The organism is Defluviicoccus vanus (genome assembly GCF_014672695.1).
GTDB classification, from domain to species: Bacteria; Pseudomonadota; Alphaproteobacteria; order Rhodospirillales; family Defluviicoccaceae; genus Defluviicoccus; species Defluviicoccus vanus.
Window position 1 is genome coordinate 1,003,379 of sequence record NZ_CP053923.1, and the last position, 19,122, is coordinate 1,022,500.

Consider the following 19,122-nt stretch of genomic DNA (forward strand, 5'->3'; position numbering starts at 1 on the left):
CGTAGAAACAACATTCTGAGGTCTAGACACCGAACAACACAAGGCAAATAGGTGGCATGGCGTGATTGTGTGCGATGGAAACATCTACATTGGGAGGATCGCGTGACAAACAAACACATTGATCGCTGGCGTTGCGCCGCTGCCGTTACAGCGGCTTGTCTCTTGCCCTTGGCGACCGGGACGCCAGAACCTGCCTTTGCTGACGCATCACAGACGTATATCATCCTCTACACCGCGCAGGCCATACCCGCCAACGTTGCGGCGTCGATCGCTAGCTCNGGGGGTACGCTCGTCTACCGCTACGATCAAATCGGCGTTGCGATCGCGCGCTCGGATTACGCGTTGTTCCGCGAGGCGATCCTCCAGGACGCCCGGGTCGACAGCGTGGCGGCGACGGCCGGTTTCGCCGTCAAAGTGAACGACGAAGCTTTCTCCGCCGGTGGCGCCGAGGGACCGCCCCCGCCGGCCTGCCGAACACCCCGGTGTTGNGGTAGCGACAGCTTGTCGAGCCTGCAATGGGATATGGCGCAGATCCGCGCACCGGAGGCGCATACCATCACCGGTGGCAGCCCGTCGGTCGTTGTCGGCGACATCGACACCGGCCTCGATTTCACCCACCCCGACATTGCCCCCAACTACGATGCCGCCAACAGCATCGACTGCAGCAGCGGTGCGCCGACACCGCTTCTACCCGGCAATGACGAGGTCGGACACGGCACGCACACCGCCGGGACGATAGCGGCGGCGGCAAACGGCATTGGTATCATCGGCGTTGCGCCGAACGTAAAGATGGCGGGGATCAAAGCCGGCGATGCCAATAATCTCTTTTTTCCAGAGGCGGTCATCTGTTCGTTCTATTGGGCTGGCTCGCACCGTCTCGATGTGACCAACAACAGCTACTTCGCCGACCCATGGCGTCTAAATTGCCGCAACGATGCGGAGCAGCGCGCCATCTGGCAGGCGGAGCGGCGGGCGATTCGCTACGCCCAGTCGCGCGGGGTCACGGTCGTCGCCAGCATGGGCAACGAATTCGACGATCTCGCCCATCCGGCAGTTGACGAATCGAGCCCGGATTTTCCGCCAGGGAGCGCGGACACGCGTGACGTCACCAATGCCTGTGCCACCGTCCCGGTCGAGGTNCCCGGGGTGATCGGCGTGGCGGCCGATGGCAACCTGCGGCAGAAATCGCTTTACTCGAACTACGGCGTTGGGATCGTTCAAGTCGTCGCTCCCGGCGGCGACTCGCTCTTCCAGGTGACCGCCGCTGCGCCAAACGGGCGTGTTCTCTCCACGTGGCCGGCCAATGTCCCCTGCGCGCGAAAGGTGGTCGACCCCTCGGGTGCGACTTATTGCTACCTCCAAGGCACCTCGATGGCAGCACCGCACGTTGCCGGCGTGGCCGCGCTGATCATCAGCCGGTTCGGCAAGATGTCGCCCGGCAGGGTGCAAGCCTACGTTACACAGACCGCCGACCCGCTGCCTTGCCCACCCAATCCGTTCCTGTTCCCGGACTGGCCCCGGCCGAGTGGTGACCCCCAGACCTGCGAGGGCGGCACCGGCTACAACGCCTTCTATGGCCACGGAGAGGTGGATGCGTTGAACGCGGTCCTGCACGCTTCGGTCCCATAACCGAGTCACCGGAACCGTCGTTGGCAACAGCGGTTGCAGAACGGCGGAAAAACGTCCCGAGAGGGGCGCTGCACTTGCGTGCGGCGCCCCGGTGGCCTTTGCGCCAAACGATGCTGCCCGAATGGCGCCAATAAGTCTCCCGCTATTCGCTTTGGACCGGTGAAGGGGATGCCGAAAAAGCGCTGCAAGACGCCTCGCTTGTCGGGTACTTCGCGCTGCCGCTACGTTGTGTCGTCGGTTGACGTTACGGCGCGTTCTTGGGTACACCCTCGGGAATGGGATCGCCAGTCGCCTCTCTAACCCGTGTGTGGACGGCCCCCTGGGTGCAAGGGGTGAGGGGGAGAAAATCTGATCTGGTGCGATGGCAGTCGTGTGTCCGGCCTGTTTTGCGCGGCACGATGTCCGCTGGCCCAGATGGGTTCCGCGATCCACGCCCAAACGGATTAGCGGCCTTGATGGCCACCGGGCTACCCGGGTTCTGTGGATCGTCGGCTCGACCGATCAGCATCTCTCCGTCCTCAGCCCTGCACCTGCGGCATCAACGAGTGGTCAAGCGGTTGCCGGCTGGCGATACGCCTCTCCACTCGTCATCATCGCCCAGACGATGCGGGCCATCTTGTTGGCCAGCGCGACCGCCGCGAGCTTGCGCGGCCGCCTCGCCAGCAAAGCGATGAGCCACGCCGAGGCCTTTCCCGGCTTGGCCTGTCGGATCACCGCGGTTGCTCCCAGCACCAGCAACTGGCGCAGCCGCTCGTCGCCGGCGCGGCTGATCCCGCCCAGCCGCGTCTTGCCGCCGGTGGAATGCTCGCGCGGAGTCAGCCCCAGCCAGGAGGCGAAATGCCGCCCCGACTTGAACTGGCTGAAATCGACCCGCAGCACCAGGCTCAACGCGCCGATCGGCCCGATCCCCGGCACCTCCGCCAGCATCTGGCTGGTTGGCGTCTGTTTGTGTTGCGCCACCAGCCGGGCGTCGTGTGTGGACGGCCCCCTGGGTGCAAGGGGTGAGGGGGAGAAAATCTGATCTGGTGCGATGGCAGTCGTGTGTCCGGCCTGTTTTGCGCGGCACGATGTCCGCTGGCCCAGATGGGTTCCGCGATCCACGCCCAAACGGATTAGCGGCCTTGATGGCCACCGGGCTACCCGGGTTCTGTGGATCGTCGGCTCGACCGATCAGCATCTCTCTTCCTCAGCCCTGCACCCTTGGCATCAAAGAGTGGTCAGGCGGTGGCCGGCTGGCGATACGCCTCTCCACTCGTCATCATCGCCCAGACGATGCGGGCCATCTTGTTGGCCAGCGCGACCGCCGCGAGCTTGCGCGGCCGCCTCGCCAGCAAAGCGATGAGCCACGCCGAGGCCTTTCCCGGCTTGGCCTGCCTGATCACCGCGGTTGCTCCCAGCACCAGCAGCTGGCGCAACCGCTCATCGCCGGCGCGGCTGATCCCGCCCAGCCGCGTCTTGCCGCCGGTGGAATGCTCGCGCGGAGTCAGCCCCAGCCAGGAGGCGAAATGCCGCCCCGACTTGAACTGGCTGAAATCGACCCGCAGCACCAGGCTCAACGCGCCGATCGGCCCGATCCCCGGCACCTCCGCCAGCATCTTGCTGGTTGGCGTCTGTTTGTGTTGCGCCACCAGCCGGGCGTCGACCTCGGCCAGCCGCGCATCCAGCCGACCGATCTCGGCGCCCAGCAACGCCAATGCGTCCTTCGCCGGCGTCGGCAGATCCGCGTCCTCGGCGACGTCGGCCAGCAGCTTTGCCACGCCTTGGCGGCCAAGGCGGCCGACATGACCGAACTCGGCCGCGTGTCCGCGCAGCGCGTTGACCAGCTGCGTGCGTTGGCGCACCAGGAGCTCGCGCACCGACAGCAGCATCGCGTTGGCCTGCTGCCTCGCCGACTTGACCGCGACCTCGCGCATCTCCGGCCGGGCCGCGGCTTCGCTGATCGCCTCGGCATCGTTGCGATCGTTCTTGCCGCGCTTGACGAAGGGTTTGACGTATTGCGGCGGGATCAACCGCACCGTGTGGCCGAGCCCAGCCAGCACACGGCCCCAGTGATGCGAGCCGCCGCAGGCCTCCAGCACCACCTCCATCGGCGGTCGGCGCGCGAAGAATGGCACCATGTCCTGGCGGCGCAGATTGCGTCGCAGCACCGCCCGCCCGTCGGCATCCGTGCCATGTAGGGTGAAGACGGACTTGGACGTGTCGATCGCAATGCGGGTAATCTCGGTCATGGACGGCTCCTGTTCACTTCGACAGCGAACCTTGGCACCAGATGCCGCGGGGCCGTCCACCCCAACGGATTATGCGTAGAGGTTGGCGGGTGTAGGGTAGTCCATTGGAATCGCCTAGGATTCGGTTGTCGAAGCCAATCCACGTCGTTTCCGCAGCGCCCACCCGCCATGGTTGATCCGACGCTGCCGCTGCTTGGCCTGTCACCGGTTGCCGGCAATCAAATCGTCGCCCGGTTCGACGGCGGCCGGCTGTCGTCCGACGGCGGCCTGTTGGTTTTGCGCGAGATCGAGCGCCGGCTGGAAGTCGCCGATCGCCTCGCCGCCTGCATCGACGATCCGCGCGATCCCGGCAGCACCGTGCATACGCTGGCCGACATCATCCGCTTCCGGATGCTGATGATTGCCGCCGGCTACGAGGACGGCAACGACGCCACCGGCTTGCGCGGCGATCCGCTGTTCAAGTTGGCGCTCGAACGGCTGCCGTCGGACCGGGACCTGTGTTCGCAGTCAACCATCTCGCGGCTGGAGAACCTGCCGGATGCGCGGACGCTGCTGCGGCTGGGCCGGGCTCCGGTCGACGTCTGGCGCGGCCGCACCAATCGCCGCCGCTACGTGCCTACTACTACAGTTGCATTTTATCCTCTAATATGGTTCCGTTGCCTGCGGCTGTGGGAGGGCGACGGATGGGTGTGGCGGAATGGGCGGGCACGCTTGTTGATTGGAAGGCGGAGCTCGAGGGGTTGAGGCGGGTGATCGCGCCGGCGCTGGGGCGGGCGGAGACGCGCCGTTCGGCCGGGATGTTCATCGACGGGCTGTTCTCGGCGGCATCGCGCAAGACCGGCTGGATGCTGGCCGAACAGGCGGGCCTCGAGGCACCCTATCGCCTCCAGTCACTGCTCGGACGCAGTTCATGGTCGGCAGACCAGCTTCGCGATCTGGTGCGCGGGTACGTGACGAACGCGCTGGGTGATCCGGGCGGCGTGCTCGTTGTCGATGAGACCGGTTTCCTGAAGAAGGGCCGGCACTCGGTGGGTGTCGGCCGTCAGTACTCGGGCACCGCCGGCCGGATCGAGAACTGCCAGGTCGGCGTTTTCGTCGCCTACGCCAGCCGCTGGGGCCACGCGCTCATCGACCGGCAGCTGTACCTGCCGAAAGACTGGGCGGACGATGCGACGCGCCGCCGGACGGCCGCCGTGCCGGACGACGTCGAATTCAAGACCAAGCCGGCGATGGCGCGGGAGATGATCGAGCGGACGCTCGACGCCGGCCCGCCTTGCGCCTGGGTTCTCGCCGATGCGCTCTACGGCTCGGACAGTCAACTCCGGCACCTGCTCGAGGGCCGCGGCCAGCCTTATGTCCTTGCCGTACGCTCCAACCACACCCTTCGCTTCCTCGAGGACGGGACCCTCGTCCAGACCGACCCTGCCACCATGCTGGACACGCTGGCGGACGATGCGTGGTCGTCGCTGACCGCCGGCGAGGGGGCGAAGGGTCCAAGGCTCTACGACTGGGCAAGGCTGCCGCTCGGATGGTCGACGGATGACGGTTTCGAGCGCTGGCTGCTCATCCGCCGCAGCCGGCGTGATGCGCAAGCACTCGCCTATTACCTTGCCTATGCCCGGCAAGGCACGTCCCTGCCCGAGCTTGCCGCTGCCGCAGGCCTCCGCTGGACGATCGAGGAGTGCTTCCTGCGGGCGAAGGACGACCTCGGCCTCGATCACTGCGAGGCGCGCTCCTGGCACGGATGGCATCGCCACATGAGCCTGGTCCTCGCTGCCGCCGCCTTCCTCGCCAAATTGTCGGCCGACCAGCGCCGGATCGCCTTCGATAAACGGGACAAAACGAGTCCGGCCGCCGCGGCCGCATGACCGTCCCGCTCGCCACGCCGGAAATCCGCCACATGCTCGAAAGGATCCTGTTCCGGGCGAAAACCCATCCCGCCTTCGTCTGGGCCTGCTCACGATGGCGCCGCAGCCACCAAACGACAGCCGCCAGCAGTCACCGCAAGAAACGACTAGAAACGCAACTGTAGTACTAATTTGTCACCGCCATACACACGCTCGATTGCGATCTGCTCGTCGTCGACGAAACCTCGATGATCGACGTGCTGCTGATGCACGCGCTGCTGAAGGCGGTGCCGGATCATGCGGCGCTGATCCTGGTCGGCGACGTTGATCAGCTGCCGTCCGTCGGTCCCGGGCAGGTGCTCGCCGATATCATCGATTCCGAAGCGGTGCCGGTGGTGCGGCTGACGGAGGTGTTCCGCCAGGCGGCCGAGAGCCGGATCATCGTCAATGCGCACCGTATCAACCAGGGCCTAATGCCGGAGTGGGTGCAGGATCCGACCAGCGACTTCCATTTCATCGAGTGCGCCGATGCCGAAGACGGCGTCGCCAAGATCCTGCAGATCGTCCGCGAGCGCATCCCGAAACGCTACGGCCTCGATCCGATCCGCGATATCCAGGTGCTGTGCCCGATGAACCGTGGCGGCCTCGGCGCCCGCTCGCTCAACATCGATCTGCAGCAGGCGCTGAATCCGCCCGGCGATTTGCGCGTCGAGCGCTTCGGCTCGACCTACGGCATCGGCGACAAGGTGATGCAGATCGAGAACGACTACGATCACGAGGTCTACAATGGCGACTTCGGNGTCGTCCGGAGCATCGATCCCGAGGCATCGGAGATGGTCATAGAGTTCGACGGGCGGCCGGTGACATACGGCCTCGGCGAGCTGGACGAAATCGTGCTCGCCTACGCCACGACCATCCACAAGAGCCAGGGCTCGGAATACCCGGCCGTCGTCATCCCGCTGACCACGCAGCACTACCCGATGCTGCAGCGGAACCTGCTCTACACAGCGGTGACACGTGGCAAGCGGCTGGTCGTCATCGTCGGACAGAAGAAGGCGCTGGCGATCGCCGTAAAGGGAAAGCAGACCAAGCGGCGGTGGTCGAAGCTGCGGGAGTGGCTGGACGCAGATCGATAGTCATCCGGTGCCGCTGCGCCGCACGGTGCTCAGCGCCGGTTTCTTGCCGGCGACAACCACCGCGCCGTCCTTCTTGCGCGACAGCGCCGCGAGCCCGATCAACGACATCACCACCGGCGGCAGGCACAGCGCGACGACCTTGGCGGCGTGGGCGAATTTGTCGATCTTCTGCATTCCAACCTCCAGCCTTCAGCCGATGGCGCCGGTTCGATCAAACATGGAGAGTTCCCATCAACTTGGCGGGTACGTAATTCTTGTTTGTGGAGTGACCCCCAACGCGATGCGTCGCCGACGTCTTTTCAGCCGGGAATCCCATACCTCACACTGTTCGGATGGCTTTGAGCCGATCAAGCGCCCGCGCTGCCGATTGTGCCATCTCGGCGATCAGATCTGCCGCCTTGGGGACTGAGGCAATCAGTCCAGCGACTTGACCGGCAAATGCGGGAAGAGCCTCAAGATTGCCTCTTGTTGACCTGAGCGGCGAGTCCGTACTGAACTTGTAAATTGGACGCCCATCTTCTTCTGCAATCATTTCTCTCGGCAGATTACCGGGATCATTACCGCGAAGCTTGACGGACTTGTCTTCGGTAATGCTGTTGCGGATCACTCGAACCGGCGATTCCGGTGGCCAGTTTATGGCGAACAGGTCGGTGTAGACCGTGTCTTCCGAGCTGGCGGCAACCACCCGCCGCTTGTGAAATTCATGGGCGAACGATTCCTCGGTCGCCAGAAAGACCGTCCCGCAGTGGATCCCTTGCGCTCCAAGAGCCAATGCCGCGACCAACCCTTCTCCGGAAGCGAATCCGCCCGACGCAACGACCGGAATTGAAACAGCTTCTACCAACTGCGGCAGCAGAACGAGTGATGAGACGACACCTCGGACATGTCCGCCAGCTTCAAAACCCTGGCCAATGATGATATCCGCCCCGGCCCTTTCCGCCGCGACAGCTGCCTCAACCGAACCGACCTGATACAGCACGAGGCACCGAGCGCGCTTGGCGCGCATGACAACATTTTGGTCAACATCCCAAAAGAAACACATCGAATGAACGCGCTTTTCAAAGCAGACTGCCAACTCCTCGTCAAGCAGCGATCGGTCGGTGGCTGCGGGTATGAGGTTCGCGCCGAACGGTTGATCGGTTCGCTCTCGGACGGCATCGATCTCTCGCGATATCACCTCCGGCTGTTCCCGAACCATGCCAAGAAAGCCGTAACCACCGGCGTCAGATACGGCCGACACCAGTTCCGCTCGCGCCACACCTCCCATGCCCGCCTGCAAGATGGGATATCTGCAACCAAGGAGATCACACAGAGGCGTGTGCAGACCCGGTTCGGCAGTCATTAGCCTGACCTCGCAGCATTTCGCTCGAGGTACTCCTTGAGTGCGACCGCATTGTTCCGATCGACGTCACGGGCCCCGAAGATCAACGTTGTCGGTTGCCGGCATACCGTTTCGACGAGCCTTGCGACCGCGTCCGGGTGCTCGTCCAGCTCGCGGAAGTAGCGCCGTTTGAACTCCTGCCACTTTGTGTGGTCATGGCCGAACCATTTGCGAAGCTCGGTCGTCGGCGCAATCTCCTTGGCCCATTCATCCAAGGCCAGCGCCTTTTTGGATATCCCTCGGGGCCANNGAATGCGGTCAACGAGGATGCGATAGCCGTCGATGTCGGCAGGTCTTTCGCGACTGCTTTTCAAAGAAACGGTCAATGTGCTTTCCCGGGTCTTGCACCGGCTTGCGATCAGGTCTCCGTCCCAGAGCCCCGAAGATTCCGACCGGTGCGAACGCCGACGCTCGACCATCAGCTTTCCGGTTCGATGTCGATCGCATCAAGGGCGAGGGCCGAATGGGCGAAGGCGCCTCCCGCACGCATCTCTGCCGCCACCCAAATGGCCTCCATAATCTCTTCCGCCGTCGCGCCGCTGCGGCGTGCCACCTTCGTATGACCGCGAATGCAATAAGGGCATTGGGTGACATGCGCGACCGCCACGGCGATCAGCTGCTTTGTCTTCGCCGGTAATGCTCCGTCTTTGAATACCGTTCGGCTGAACTGGTTGAACGCCGCTTCGATTTCCGGCGCCAGGTCGTGTCGTTTCTGAGCCAGTTGCTTCGTTGATCGCGGGAACAGCGCCTCGGGCATTCCAATCTCCCTCCCGTCTGGCAAAAGATGCATGCTTGATATATGTATAGAAGCGCCTGAATGCGTGGCGAGGATCTGCCGCTCGTCACCTGGAGTTGCAAATGCGTTTGACGACCTATACGGACTACGCGCTGAGGGTGTTGATGTACCTCGGGCTGCGCGGCGCCGACCTCTCGACCATCCAGGAAATTGCGGAGCAATACGGCATCTCGAAAAATCACCTGATGAAGCTGGTGCATGTGTTGGGTCAGCTCGGCTACATCGAGACCATTCGCGGAAAGAAGGGCGGGCTCCGGCTGGCGCGGCGTCCAGAGGCCATCACGGTTGGCGAAATCGTCCGGCGGATGGAGCCGGACATGGCTCTCGTCGAGTGTTTCCGAAACGCCGATATCCAATGCCGGATCGTCAAGACCTGCATCCTTCAGGGTGCGCTGGGAGAAGCCCTTGACCGCTTTCTCGAGACCCTCGACGGGTACACGCTCGCAGACCTGCTGGCACAGCCGAAGATTTGTCACGATCCTTTCCCGTACACATCGAGCACCTGCCAGCGGCTGTCTCGGATTGACCGCGACCGTCTGAGGTCACTGGTCTTTTCGAGACATCCGCCGGCGGGCATGGCGTTCATTCCGCCGCGAGCGGGCTTTCGCCTTTGCGCCCGGTTGCGCGCGGCACGCGCCCCAGGCTGCCGCGCCATAGCTTGAAGGCGAACACGGCGATGAGCAGCGCGCCCAGCCCGAAGACGATGTCACCCGGCACCCGCATCCACACCAGCGTTTGGACCAGCGGCGAATGCACCACCTCGACCGACCGCGCGTACCATAGCCCCTTGGAGACGGCAGCCCAGCCCTGAATGGCGCCGATCGGAAGCAGCGACAGGAACACCATCATCGCAAGCCCGACGTTCAAACCCCAGAAGCCCCATTTCAGCAGCCGGTCGTCCCACGCCGCGCGAACCGTAAGCCCGCGCAGGCAGAACAGCATCAAACCGATGCCGAGCATTCCGTAGACGCCAAACAATGCGGAGTGCGCGTGCACGGCCGTCGTATTTAGACCCTGGATGTAGTAGAGCGAGATCGGCGGGTTCACGAGGAAGCCGAAAACGCCGGCGCCCAGCATGTTCCAGAAGGCAACCGCGACAAAGAACAGGATCGGCCACCGGTAGGTCCACACCCATTGCGCCGACTTTGTCATCCGATAGTTGTGGTAACCTTCCAACCCGAGCAGCACCAGCGGCACCACCTCCAGCGCCGAAACCACGGCGCCCAATGCCATCACTGAGGNGGGCGTGCCCGCCCAGTAAAGATGATGCAGCGTGCCGATGATGCCGCCCGACAGGAAAATGATCGTCGAAACCAGCACCGCCGACGACGCGATCTTCGGTCGGACCAGGCCGAGCTTCATGAACAGCATGGCAATGACGGCGGTTGCGAAAACTTCGAAGAAGCCCTCCACCCAAAGGTGCACAACCCACCAGCGCCAGTATTCGATCATCGACAGCGGTGTGCGTTGCCNCCACGTGAGGCCGGCTGCGTAGAACAGCGCGATTGCGACGGTCGATATGAACACCATGGCGATGAGCGGCTGGCTGTCGCCCGGCTTGCGCAACGCTGGCCATAAAGCCCGGCCAACCAGAAGCAACCAGAGCAGTAGGCCGACGAACAGCAGAATCTGCCAAAATCGTCCAAGATCGATGTATTCATAGCCCTGGTGACCGAACCAAAAATTCGCATCAAGACCCAGCTTCTGCTGGACGCCGAACCACTCCCCGGCCAGCGATCCAACAACCACGATCAGCAGCGCTCCGAACAACACGTTGACGCCGGTAGTTTGCCAGGGTGGATCGTATCCCGAGATTGCCGGCGCGATGTAAAGCCCCGTGGCGAGCCAAGCGGTAGCAATCCAGAATATGGCGATCTGGGTGTGCCACGTTCGGGTCACGGCGTACGGCAGCCAGTCGGCTAGCGGGAAGCCGTAAAAATGCGTGCCCTCGACGGTGTAGTGCGCGGTCAGGGTGCCAAGCCCGATCTGGACCAGGAACAGGAGCATGACAACGCCGAAATACTTGCGGGTGGCCAGCATCGAGCGGGTCGGCCGCAGCGCCGCCATCGGATCGCTGGCCGGCGGCGCCGTTGCCGGTTCCTCGGCGAGCTGAACGGCCTGATACCAGACCAGGAGCCCGATTGCGCCGATTAAGGCGATGAACGAGGCGACTGACCAGACCACCGCCTCGGTCGTCGGGAGATTGCCGATGAGCGGCTCGTGCGGCCAATTCATGGTGTAGGTCGCGGTCTCACCGGGTCGATTTGTCGCCGTCGCCCACGAAGTCCAGAAGAAAAAGGTTGTCAGCGCCGCGCGACGCGACGCATCGGGAATTGGGTTTTCGGGCAAGGCGTACTTTTCGCGCAATTCCGCCTGCTCCGGCGCTGCTCCGAAAAGACCCTCATAGTATCCTTGGTTGTCGCGGATCGCGGCGGCCCGCTCCGGGGACACGGTGAGGATGCCTGTCGCGGGATCGACGTGATCGTTGCGGATCTCCCCGGCCAATCGTTCCTTCAGCGCCGCCTGCTCCTCACGGCTGACATCCACGAACCGAACGCCATAGTCACGCTCGGCCCAGCGGTCGAGCATGAACACGAGCTCGCGGTGTAGCCAATCGGCCGACCAGTCCGGCGTAAGGTAGGCGCCGTGTCCCCAGATCGACCCAAGTTGTTGCCCGCCCATCGACTGCCATACCTGGCGGCCGCGGTAGATATCTTCGGCGGTAAACAGCGTTTCGCCACCCTCGGTCTCCACCGCCGAAGGAATGGGCGGCCGATTCACGTAAATCTGCTGCCCGATAAAGCCGAGTACGGCAAATGAGCCAACGACAATGATCGCGAGCACGATCCAAAGACGACGGATGTTGTGCAACTCGGACTCTCCTCTCTTGCCACCCGACGGAGGGGCGGCCGGTCAGGGAGCATCCGATCGCCATTTGCGACCGTCACTCACGCCTCGACCGGCTCCGGCGAGAAAGCCGTCCCCGCCCATATGCCAAGCGTCTTGCCAATTAGATGTATGTCTGATACATCTTTAATCGCTGACGCACAAGATGCATCCGGCATTCATGTTCAAATCGTTCCTATGCGGGCGGCCGGCTGAGTCCCGCGGTGCCTATTGCTGCGCGAGTAATCTGCGGAGCGCGGTGATTGTGGGATTGCTGAGGATGATCGGGAGGGAAGCCAAGTCATGACCACAGCCTCGACCGCGGGTCCGGTTCCGAGACTACGAGCCACCGCAGGACCGGCGCTGCTCAGCTACGGGTTTCGTCCCTTCTTTCTGCTTGCCGGAAGTTGGGCTGCGATTGCGTTGTTGCTGTGGATGGCAGATTTGCTCGGGTTCGTTCTCCTGCCAACCGCGTTCGATCCGGTGAGTTGGCACAGCCACGAGATGCTGTTCGGTTTCGCCGCAGCGGCGGTCGCTGGCTTCGTCCTCACCGCTGTCCCCAACTGGACGGGGCGGCTGCCGCTGCAGGGAAGGCCACTGCTGTTTCTCGTCGGGCTGTGGTTGGCGGGACGAGTTGCCGTGACCACGTCGGCAATCATCGGCGGCTGGACGGCCGCTGTCGTCGATGTCGCCTTTCTGGCCGTGCTGCTGGCTGCCGTCGCCCATGAGATCGTTGCTGGCCGTAACTGGCGAAACCTCCCCATCGTGGCTGCCCTGGCCGTTCTCTGCGGCGCAAACGTGGCATTTCACATCGGGGCTCTTACCACGCATGGAACGGCCGCGGCGGCACGCCTCGCGATCGCCGTGCTCATCGTCCTCATTTGTCTGATTGGCGGACGGATCATTCCGAGCTTCACCCGCAACTGGCTGGCAAAGCGGGGACAGGGCCGCCTGCCGGCGAGCTTCAATGGCTTTGACAAGATCGCGCTGGCGGTAACGTTGACTGCCATGGCCTGCTGGACCTACGAGCCTCAGTCCTCTCTCACCGGCGTGGCCGCCGCCGCAGCGGCGGCCTGCAACCTCGCGCGTCTGGCGCGCTGGGCGGGCGAGCGGACAACCCCGGAACCGCTGCTGTGGATCCTCCACGTCGCCTTTCTATGGGTTCCGGTGGGCCTTGCGCTGCTCGCGATCACCGCGTTCGGAGGTGCCGTTCCGCCATCCGCGGGTCTGCACGCGCTGACCGGCGGTGCCATCGCATCGATGATTCTGGCCGTGATGACCCGGGCGACGCTCGGCCACACCGGCCATGATCTGCATGCCGGGCCAAGCACCACGGTCATCTACCTGCTCGTCCTGGTGGCGGGGATCAGCCGGGTCTGGGCATCGCTTGAGCCTCAGCTTTTCACGCCACTGCTCATTACGTCCGCGCTCGCCTGGGTGGCCGCGTTCGGCGTGTTCCTCGGCGTATTCGGACCGGTGCTGGTTCGGCCACGTGTGCGGCAGGTTTTGTGAGAATGGAGAGATCGACATGGACAACAAGAAACAGATCGGGGAGCGAGACGACGCGCCTACGTCGTCGTCTCCGCCCTGTTTCCTGCATGACGCCGAACCAGCCTATCAGGGTTATCTGGAGCGCGCCCAAGTCCTCGCGCTGCTCGACGAGCTTCTGGAGGCGGAACGCGCTGGCGCCAAGGTTGCGCGGACCTTGAGTGCGGACGCTGCCGGTGGACCAGCGGAGGACGCTCTGAGGTCGTTGGCTATGGACGAGGCCCACTTCTGCGCCATGCTCGCGAGGCATATTAAACAACTGGAGGCCAGCCCCAGCCAGCGTACCGGAGCTTTCCGGGAGAAAGTTCTCGCCTTGGAAGGACTGGACAATCGATTGCGCTTGCTGAATCGCGGCCAAGGATGGGTCGTCCGCAAGCTGCAGGAAGCTTTGCCGCGGATTGCCGATGAAACACTGCATGCCGACCTTGCCGACATGCTTTCCGTCCACGAAACTAACATTCGCAAGTGCGACGAACTATTGAGAAGCGGATAATCCGTTGATCGATGGGAGGGACGCGGGAAACTCTCCTTGGCAGGAAACACGCTAAAGCCCCTCGACGACGACTTCAGCAGGTGCGAGCAAGGCGTCGGTGAATTTCAGCGTGAATGTGGTTTCTCGTCCTCGTCAGCGTCCGCTGAGGAAGGTGATGAAATCCCCTTTTTCCTGTGCGGTACAGGGTCGGCCGAGGACGTTCTGACAGTCGCGACGGAAGCGCTTTTCGACGTCGGCGGCGTCGGTGAATCGGCTGGGATCGACAGAGACGGCCATCGGCTGGATCGGTCGACCGGATTTGACGTTGCGACCCGGCATGCGCGGATCCGCCGTATGGCACGACGCGCAAGCTGGCGTCTGCGGATTTCNCCCGGCGTGAGGACCGCGATACAGGGCCTCGCCGCGCGCCGCGGAAAAGCCGGCGAAGTCAGGCGTTTCCGCCTTCGCCTGCCGTGCGTACTTATCGAGGATCGCATCGCGGGCCGGCTCACCAGCGACGGCGACTTCGCTGAGGCAGAGCAGCACCGCCGCCAGCATGGCCGCAGTTCCCGCACCTGTCTTCGGCCGCCCGAGGGCGGATGGGCGGGCGCGGGTCGAACCACCCGGTGCACGGCGCGTTTGCCGCCAATAGAGAGCCACAACCATCGCCACGTGCCCAAGCACAAACCAGGGCGCGAGTTCGCCGATCGCCTCGTGAAGGTGCTCAATGGGAGGAACGAAGTCGGCAATGGCACCGCTGCCGGCCGCGGCTCCGACAAACATGAGCAGCACAACCGCGGCCAGCGACAGCAACGGACGACGCGGCAGCGGTTGACTCCGACCATGTAACGCGCCGTCGACCCACTCCCGAATGGGCGTCAGCGTCGGACGAGGCAGCCGCAGCGGGCTTCCTTCGGCGACAAACACCCCCACGATTACCCGGAGGGCCAGTGCCGCCAGGACAGTGTAGCCGGCAAATTGATGCATGGCGAAAGTGTCCTCGTCGCTGCTGAGATAGGCGACGATGAAGGCTCCCGACAGCAGCGCATGCCAGCCGTACAGCAGGCTGAACTCGATCGCCCTGGGTCTGCGCCGAGCCGGGGCTTGCCGCCTGTTAATCGTCATCGTGATATACCCTTTCACTCCAGGTCGGGCTGTCCGGCGACACGAACATTCCCGGCCCCGCCGACAACTGCCAGACTGCCGCCAGCGCGCCGATGACGGCGGCGGCGATAAGAGTTTGGCGCGCCATCTTCCACAGCATGCGCGGATCTCCTCCGATCTTGTGCAGCAACGAGTCTACCGCCGGACACCTGAACCACGGCTGAGGCGGTCGTTCATGGCCGGTTCAGATCCGAAGAGCGACGATCGCCCATGCGCAGCGTGCGTCTTCACTTGGTGGCCGCGTTCCTGGTCGTCGCCCTGCCTTTGGTTTCGGCGGCGACGGCCGACGATCAGGACCGGGCGCGCGAGGATGTGACGGCCGGGCGGATCCTGCCGCTGGCGACGATTGTGGAGCGGGCAACGGGGCAGTTCGGCGGTACCATCCTCGATGCGGAGTACGAGTGTGACGACGACGACCATGGCGATCGGAACCGGCTGCCGCGTCATCGCTACGAGCTCAGGCTGTTGACCGTGGACGGGCGAGATCCTGGAGCTCGAGTACGACGCGGCGACCGGTGAACTCATCGGCGAGCGGAGTCGTCGGCGCGAACATCATCGCGGGCGGCATGGCCGTCCTGACGACGAGTGAGTGGGATGCGCCTCCTGGTGGTCGAAGACGATCCAATCCTCCTGCGCCAGCTCCGCGAGCGATTGGGCACCGAGGGCTATGCGGTCGATGCAGCAATCGATGGCGCGGAAGCCGCCTTTCTGGGATCGAGCGAGCCTTACGATGCGATCGTCCTCGACCTGGGTCTGCCGCGGCGAGACGGGCTGTCCGTTCTGCGGAGCTGGCGGGAGGAAGGCCTCAGCATCCCGGTGTTAATTCTGACCGCGCGCGATCACTGGCACGACAAGGTGCTGGGCATCGACGCTGGCGCCGACGATTACCTCGCCAAGCCCTTCCACATGGAGGAACTGCTCGCCCGCCTTCGCGCGCTGATCCGCCGTGCCCGCGGCCATGCCTCATCCGAGTTGCGGGCGGGATCGATAGTCCTCGACACGCGGACCGGCACCGTCACCACCGATGGTCAGCCGCTCGATCTGACCGGATACGAATTCCGCGTCCTTTCCTACCTGATGCACCACGCCGGCGAGGTGGTGTCGCGGACGGAGCTGACCGAGCACGTCTACGCCCAGGACTTCGACCGCGATTCCAACACCATAGAGGTGTTCATCGGCCGCCTGCGCAAGAAGTTGGGTGGGGATCTCATTAAGACGGTACGTNNGGCCTGGGCTACCGGCTGGAGATCCCGCCGGACGACGCCCCGTGACACCTCCCGTCGGNNCTCGCTCCGTCTGCGCCTGCTGCTGGGCGCTGCCGTCTGGATCCTGCTCGCCTTGGTGATCGCGGGCCTGGTCCTCGCCGAGCTTTTTGCACGCCACGTCCAGGACCGGTTCGCGGTCGAACTCGGACATCACCTCGATCAGTTGGCGTCCAGCCTGCGCATCGATGCCGAGGGCAAGCCCGACCTTCTTCGACCGCTCCCCGACCCCGCNTTCAGCCGTCCGCTGTCAGGTCTCTACTGGCAGGTGTCGGCAAACGGCCGCGTTGTCCTGCGCTCGCGGTCCCTGTGGGATCAGACGCTCGCCCTGCCAGCGGACTCTTCAGCCGAAGACGGACGCGTGCATCAGTGGCAGATCGCGGGTCCGGAGCACCAGCCGCTTCATGCCCTCGAACGCTCGCTGCTGCTGCCGGAAGGGCCGGAGTCACTGCAGGTCGTCGTCGCCGAGGACCTCGGGGAGCTGCATGCGGCCCTTCGGGCATTCAATCGTACTTTGGCGCTTTCCCTCGCGGCTCTCGCGATTGCGCTAACTGTCGCTGCCGTTGTCCAGGTGGCGCTCGGATTGCGGCCGCTCGGCAGGCTGCGCGGCGAACTGGCCGAAATCCGCAGCGGACGCAAGCGGCGGTTCCAGCGACCGATGCCGAGTGAAGTGCAGCCGCTGATCGACGATCTCAACGCGCTGCTCGACCACGCCGACGAAGTGGTCGATCGGGCACGGCTGCAAGCCGGCAACCTCGCCCATGGCCTCAAGACCAACTTGGCGGTGCTTGCGAACGAAGCGGAACGCCTCGCTGCACCTGATGCGCAAGGTGAAGACGCCAAGGTGGCCAAGCTCATGCTTTCACAGGTGGCGACCATGCGTCGGCACATCGATCATCACATGGCGCGCGCCCGTGCGGCGGCCTCGTGTGGATTGCCGGGTACGGGGACGGACGTCGCCGACTGTGTCTCGGCGCTGGTGAGAGTCATGCAAAAAGTCCACGCCAGCCGCAACCTCGCGATCCGCGCCGAAGTCCCGGCAGGGCTCACGTTCGCCGGAGATCGGCAAGACCTGGAGGAAATGTTGGGCAACCTGCTCGACAACGCCTGCAAATGGACGAAAGGAGCGGTTGCCGTGATGGCTGTGCGCGAATGCAAGCAGCTGATCATCAGCATCGAGGACGATGGTGTCGGCCTCTCTTCGGAAGACTTCGAACGCGCGCTTTCGCCCGGCACGCGCCTGGACGAAAGCGTGCCAGGCACCGGCCTCGGTCTCGGTGTCGTCCGCGACCTAGTCACGTCCTATGGCGGAAAGCTCGTCCTCGTTCAATCCTCCGAGGCAGGCGGGCTGCGTGCTTCGCTGCACCTGCCAGCGCTATCTTGATCCCGGAACCCAGCGAAGGACGCTGTCGCAGATCCACCCTATATACCTTGTATGCTTTGCAACCCATTGCGGCCACAGCATGACTTGGGTTGAAAGTAACCATCCGACGAAGGCCGCGGGTGGTCCTCGTTTCAGGCTGCGGCGGCGTCGAGGGCCTGGGGTCGCCAGTTCCAGGGGAGGAGTTCGGCGAGGCGGCTGGCGGGGTGGTCGGCGATGCGGCGGAGCACATCCTCGAGCCAGGCCTGCGGATCGACGTCATTCAGCTTGGCCGTCCCGATCAGCGTGTAGATCGCGGCGGCCCGCTCGCCGCCGCGGTCGGATCCCGCGAACAACCAGCTGCGTCTGCCGAGGGCAATGCCACGCAACGCTCGCTCGGCGGCGTTGTTGGTCAGGCAGATCCGCCCATCTTCGAGGAAGCGGGTGAAGGCGGGCCAGCGCTTCAACATGTAGTCCATCGCCTTCGCCACCTCGTTGTGGCGGGAGAGCCGGGCGCGCTCGCGTCGCATCCAGGCTTCCAGTTCGCCGACGAGCGGCGCCACGCGGCATTGGCGCAGCGCCAGCCGCTGCTCGACGGGCAACCCATTGAGGGGGCGCTCGGCATCGAAGACGGCGTCGATCCGCCGCACCGCCTCGATTGCCAGCGGAGCCTTGGCAACATCTGCCAGCGCGAAGAACTTGCGCCGGCCGTGGCTCCAACACGCCGCCTCGGTGATCGGCCCCGGCTTGCGCGACGGCTCGTAGAGCGCGTTGAAGCCGCCGAACGCGTCGGCCTGCAGAATGCCGGCGTAATCGGTCAAGTGCCGGCGCGGGTGTTCGCCCTCGCGACTGCGGGAGTAGACGTACACCGCCGCCGGCGGCCCGGTTCCATCGAGGTATGGGCCGCCGAAGGGGCGGTCGTCGCGGACGTAGGTCCACAGCCGGCCGGTCACCGTCTTGCCCTTGGCGAGAACCGGCACCGTCGTATCGTCGCCGTGGAGGCGCCCGGCCGCCAGCACATGGCGGCGGATCAGTTCGACCAACGGCGACAGTGCCGCGGCGCAGGCGCCGACCCAGTCGGCCAGCGTCGAGACGTCGATGTCGATGCCTTCGCGGGCGAAGCCCTCGCTTTGCCGGTTGAGCGGCAAATGAAGTCCGTACTTGCCGTAGAGGACCATCGCCAGGAGCCCGGCGCCGGCCCGGCCGCGGGCGACCCACCCCACGCGATCGATGATCGCGTGGGGGCCCCGGGGCGATCGGGTGAAACGGCGCCGGCGGCTGGGTGATCCGCTCGCACGCCCGGCAGGTGAACTTTTCACGGACGGTCTGGATCACCTTCCACTGCCGGGGATCACCTCCAGCGTTTCGGTGACGTCCTCGCCGAGCTTGACCAGCTTGCCCTGGCAGCACGGA

The 19,122-nt window shown here is 64.4% G+C and carries 17 protein-coding genes and 3 pseudogenes (1 of these 20 running past the window's edge); 10 read left to right on the forward strand and 10 right to left on the reverse strand.

Features of this window, described 5'->3' with window-relative positions; all coding sequences use genetic code 11:
- Nucleotides 1-522: 522 nt before the first annotated feature.
- Nucleotides 523-1,629 (forward strand): S8 family peptidase, encoded by a 1,107-nt coding sequence (locus tag HQ394_RS04445; RefSeq protein ID WP_456151534.1) that lies wholly within the window; start codon nt 523-525, stop codon nt 1,627-1,629.
- 549 nt (nt 1,630-2,178) lie between these two features.
- Here HQ394_RS04445 and HQ394_RS04450 read toward each other — a convergent pair.
- Together HQ394_RS04450 and HQ394_RS04455 are read right to left on the reverse strand one after the other, a co-directional pair.
- Nucleotides 2,179-2,601, reverse strand: a pseudogene (locus HQ394_RS04450) (IS110 family RNA-guided transposase); the annotation flags it as partial.
- 245 nt (nt 2,602-2,846) lie between these two features.
- Entirely contained in the window at nt 2,847-3,857 is a 1,011-nt protein-coding gene (locus tag HQ394_RS04455) for an IS110 family RNA-guided transposase (protein ID WP_190262215.1), read from the reverse strand.
- A gap of 168 nt (nt 3,858-4,025) precedes the next feature.
- Between HQ394_RS04455 and HQ394_RS04460 the strand changes: the two are divergent.
- The 4 genes and pseudogenes from HQ394_RS04460 to HQ394_RS04475 form a co-directional block, all read left to right on the forward strand.
- Nucleotides 4,026-4,442 (forward strand): annotated as a pseudogene (locus tag HQ394_RS04460) (transposase); the annotation flags it as partial.
- A 98-nt stretch (nt 4,443-4,540) separates the two neighbouring features.
- Nucleotides 4,541-5,725: an IS701 family transposase gene (locus HQ394_RS04465; RefSeq protein WP_190260091.1), complete on the forward strand. Its 1,185-nt coding sequence runs from the start codon at nt 4,541-4,543 to the stop codon at nt 5,723-5,725.
- Nucleotides 5,722-5,889, forward strand: coding sequence for a hypothetical protein (locus HQ394_RS04470; RefSeq protein ID WP_190260090.1), 168 nt, complete (start codon nt 5,722-5,724; stop codon nt 5,887-5,889). The genes HQ394_RS04465 and HQ394_RS04470 overlap by 4 nt, the downstream gene beginning before the upstream one ends.
- 18 nt (nt 5,890-5,907) lie before the next feature.
- Complete coding sequence (locus HQ394_RS04475) at nt 5,908-6,840, forward strand: ATP-dependent DNA helicase (protein ID WP_456151535.1); 933 nt, start codon at nt 5,908-5,910, stop codon at nt 6,838-6,840.
- Here the strand turns inward: HQ394_RS04475 and HQ394_RS04480 are convergent, their stop codons facing one another.
- The 4 genes from HQ394_RS04480 to HQ394_RS04495 form a co-directional block, all read right to left on the reverse strand.
- Nucleotides 6,841-7,014: a hypothetical protein gene (locus tag HQ394_RS04480; protein ID WP_190262219.1), complete on the reverse strand. Its 174-nt coding sequence runs from the start codon at nt 7,012-7,014 to the stop codon at nt 6,841-6,843.
- Nucleotides 7,015-7,159: 145 nt separating this feature from the next.
- Nucleotides 7,160-8,182: an NAD(P)H-dependent flavin oxidoreductase gene (locus HQ394_RS04485; RefSeq protein ID WP_190262220.1), complete on the reverse strand. Its 1,023-nt coding sequence runs from the start codon at nt 8,180-8,182 to the stop codon at nt 7,160-7,162.
- Complete coding sequence (locus HQ394_RS04490) at nt 8,182-8,640, reverse strand: DUF488 domain-containing protein (protein ID WP_190262222.1); 459 nt, start codon at nt 8,638-8,640, stop codon at nt 8,182-8,184. Before HQ394_RS04490 ends, HQ394_RS04485 begins: the two co-directional genes overlap by 1 nt.
- Entirely contained in the window at nt 8,640-8,978 is a 339-nt protein-coding gene (locus HQ394_RS04495; RefSeq protein ID WP_190262224.1) for a carboxymuconolactone decarboxylase family protein, read from the reverse strand. Before HQ394_RS04495 ends, HQ394_RS04490 begins: the two co-directional genes overlap by 1 nt.
- Before the next feature lie 107 nt (nt 8,979-9,085).
- On the opposite strand from HQ394_RS04495, the gene HQ394_RS04500 reads away from it, so the two are divergent.
- The gene (locus tag HQ394_RS04500) at nt 9,086-9,679 is read left to right on the forward strand and encodes an Rrf2 family transcriptional regulator (protein ID WP_317628993.1); all 594 of its coding nucleotides are present in this window, start codon (nt 9,086-9,088) and stop codon (nt 9,677-9,679) included.
- Here HQ394_RS04500 and HQ394_RS20395 read toward each other — a convergent pair.
- A complete protein-coding gene (locus HQ394_RS20395) occupies nt 9,600-11,861 on the reverse strand; it encodes a nitric-oxide reductase large subunit (protein WP_456151536.1) in 2,262 nt (753 codons plus the stop codon). The genes HQ394_RS04500 and HQ394_RS20395 overlap by 80 nt on opposite strands.
- Before the next feature lie 405 nt (nt 11,862-12,266).
- Between HQ394_RS20395 and HQ394_RS04510 the strand changes: the two genes are divergently transcribed.
- Nucleotides 12,267-13,415: an NnrS family protein gene (locus HQ394_RS04510; protein WP_263053787.1), complete on the forward strand. Its 1,149-nt coding sequence runs from the start codon at nt 12,267-12,269 to the stop codon at nt 13,413-13,415.
- A gap of 16 nt (nt 13,416-13,431) precedes the next feature.
- The gene (locus tag HQ394_RS04515; protein WP_190262230.1) at nt 13,432-13,944 is read left to right on the forward strand and encodes a DUF6306 domain-containing protein; all 513 of its coding nucleotides are present in this window, start codon (nt 13,432-13,434) and stop codon (nt 13,942-13,944) included.
- 132 nt (nt 13,945-14,076) lie between these two features.
- Here HQ394_RS04515 and HQ394_RS19540 read toward each other — a convergent pair whose 3' ends face one another.
- Nucleotides 14,077-15,048, reverse strand: coding sequence for a DUF1924 domain-containing protein (locus HQ394_RS19540; protein ID WP_223291847.1), 972 nt, complete (start codon nt 15,046-15,048; stop codon nt 14,077-14,079).
- On the reverse strand, nt 15,038-15,217 hold the full coding sequence (locus tag HQ394_RS04525; protein WP_223291848.1) for a hypothetical protein: 180 nt from the start codon (nt 15,215-15,217) through the stop codon (nt 15,038-15,040). The genes HQ394_RS19540 and HQ394_RS04525 overlap by 11 nt, the downstream gene beginning before the upstream one ends.
- A gap of 80 nt (nt 15,218-15,297) precedes the next feature.
- On the opposite strand from HQ394_RS04525, the gene HQ394_RS04530 reads away from it, so the two are divergent.
- Nucleotides 15,298-15,606 (forward strand): PepSY domain-containing protein, encoded by a 309-nt coding sequence (locus HQ394_RS04530; RefSeq protein ID WP_190262234.1) that lies wholly within the window; start codon nt 15,298-15,300, stop codon nt 15,604-15,606.
- 75 nt (nt 15,607-15,681) lie between these two features.
- The gene (locus HQ394_RS21025; protein WP_456151485.1) at nt 15,682-17,733 is read left to right on the forward strand and encodes a response regulator; all 2,052 of its coding nucleotides are present in this window, start codon (nt 15,682-15,684) and stop codon (nt 17,731-17,733) included.
- A gap of 131 nt (nt 17,734-17,864) precedes the next feature.
- Here HQ394_RS21025 and tnpC read toward each other — a convergent pair.
- Nucleotides 17,865-19,122: pseudogene (tnpC, locus tag HQ394_RS04545) on the reverse strand (IS66 family transposase) (it continues 401 nt past the right edge of the window).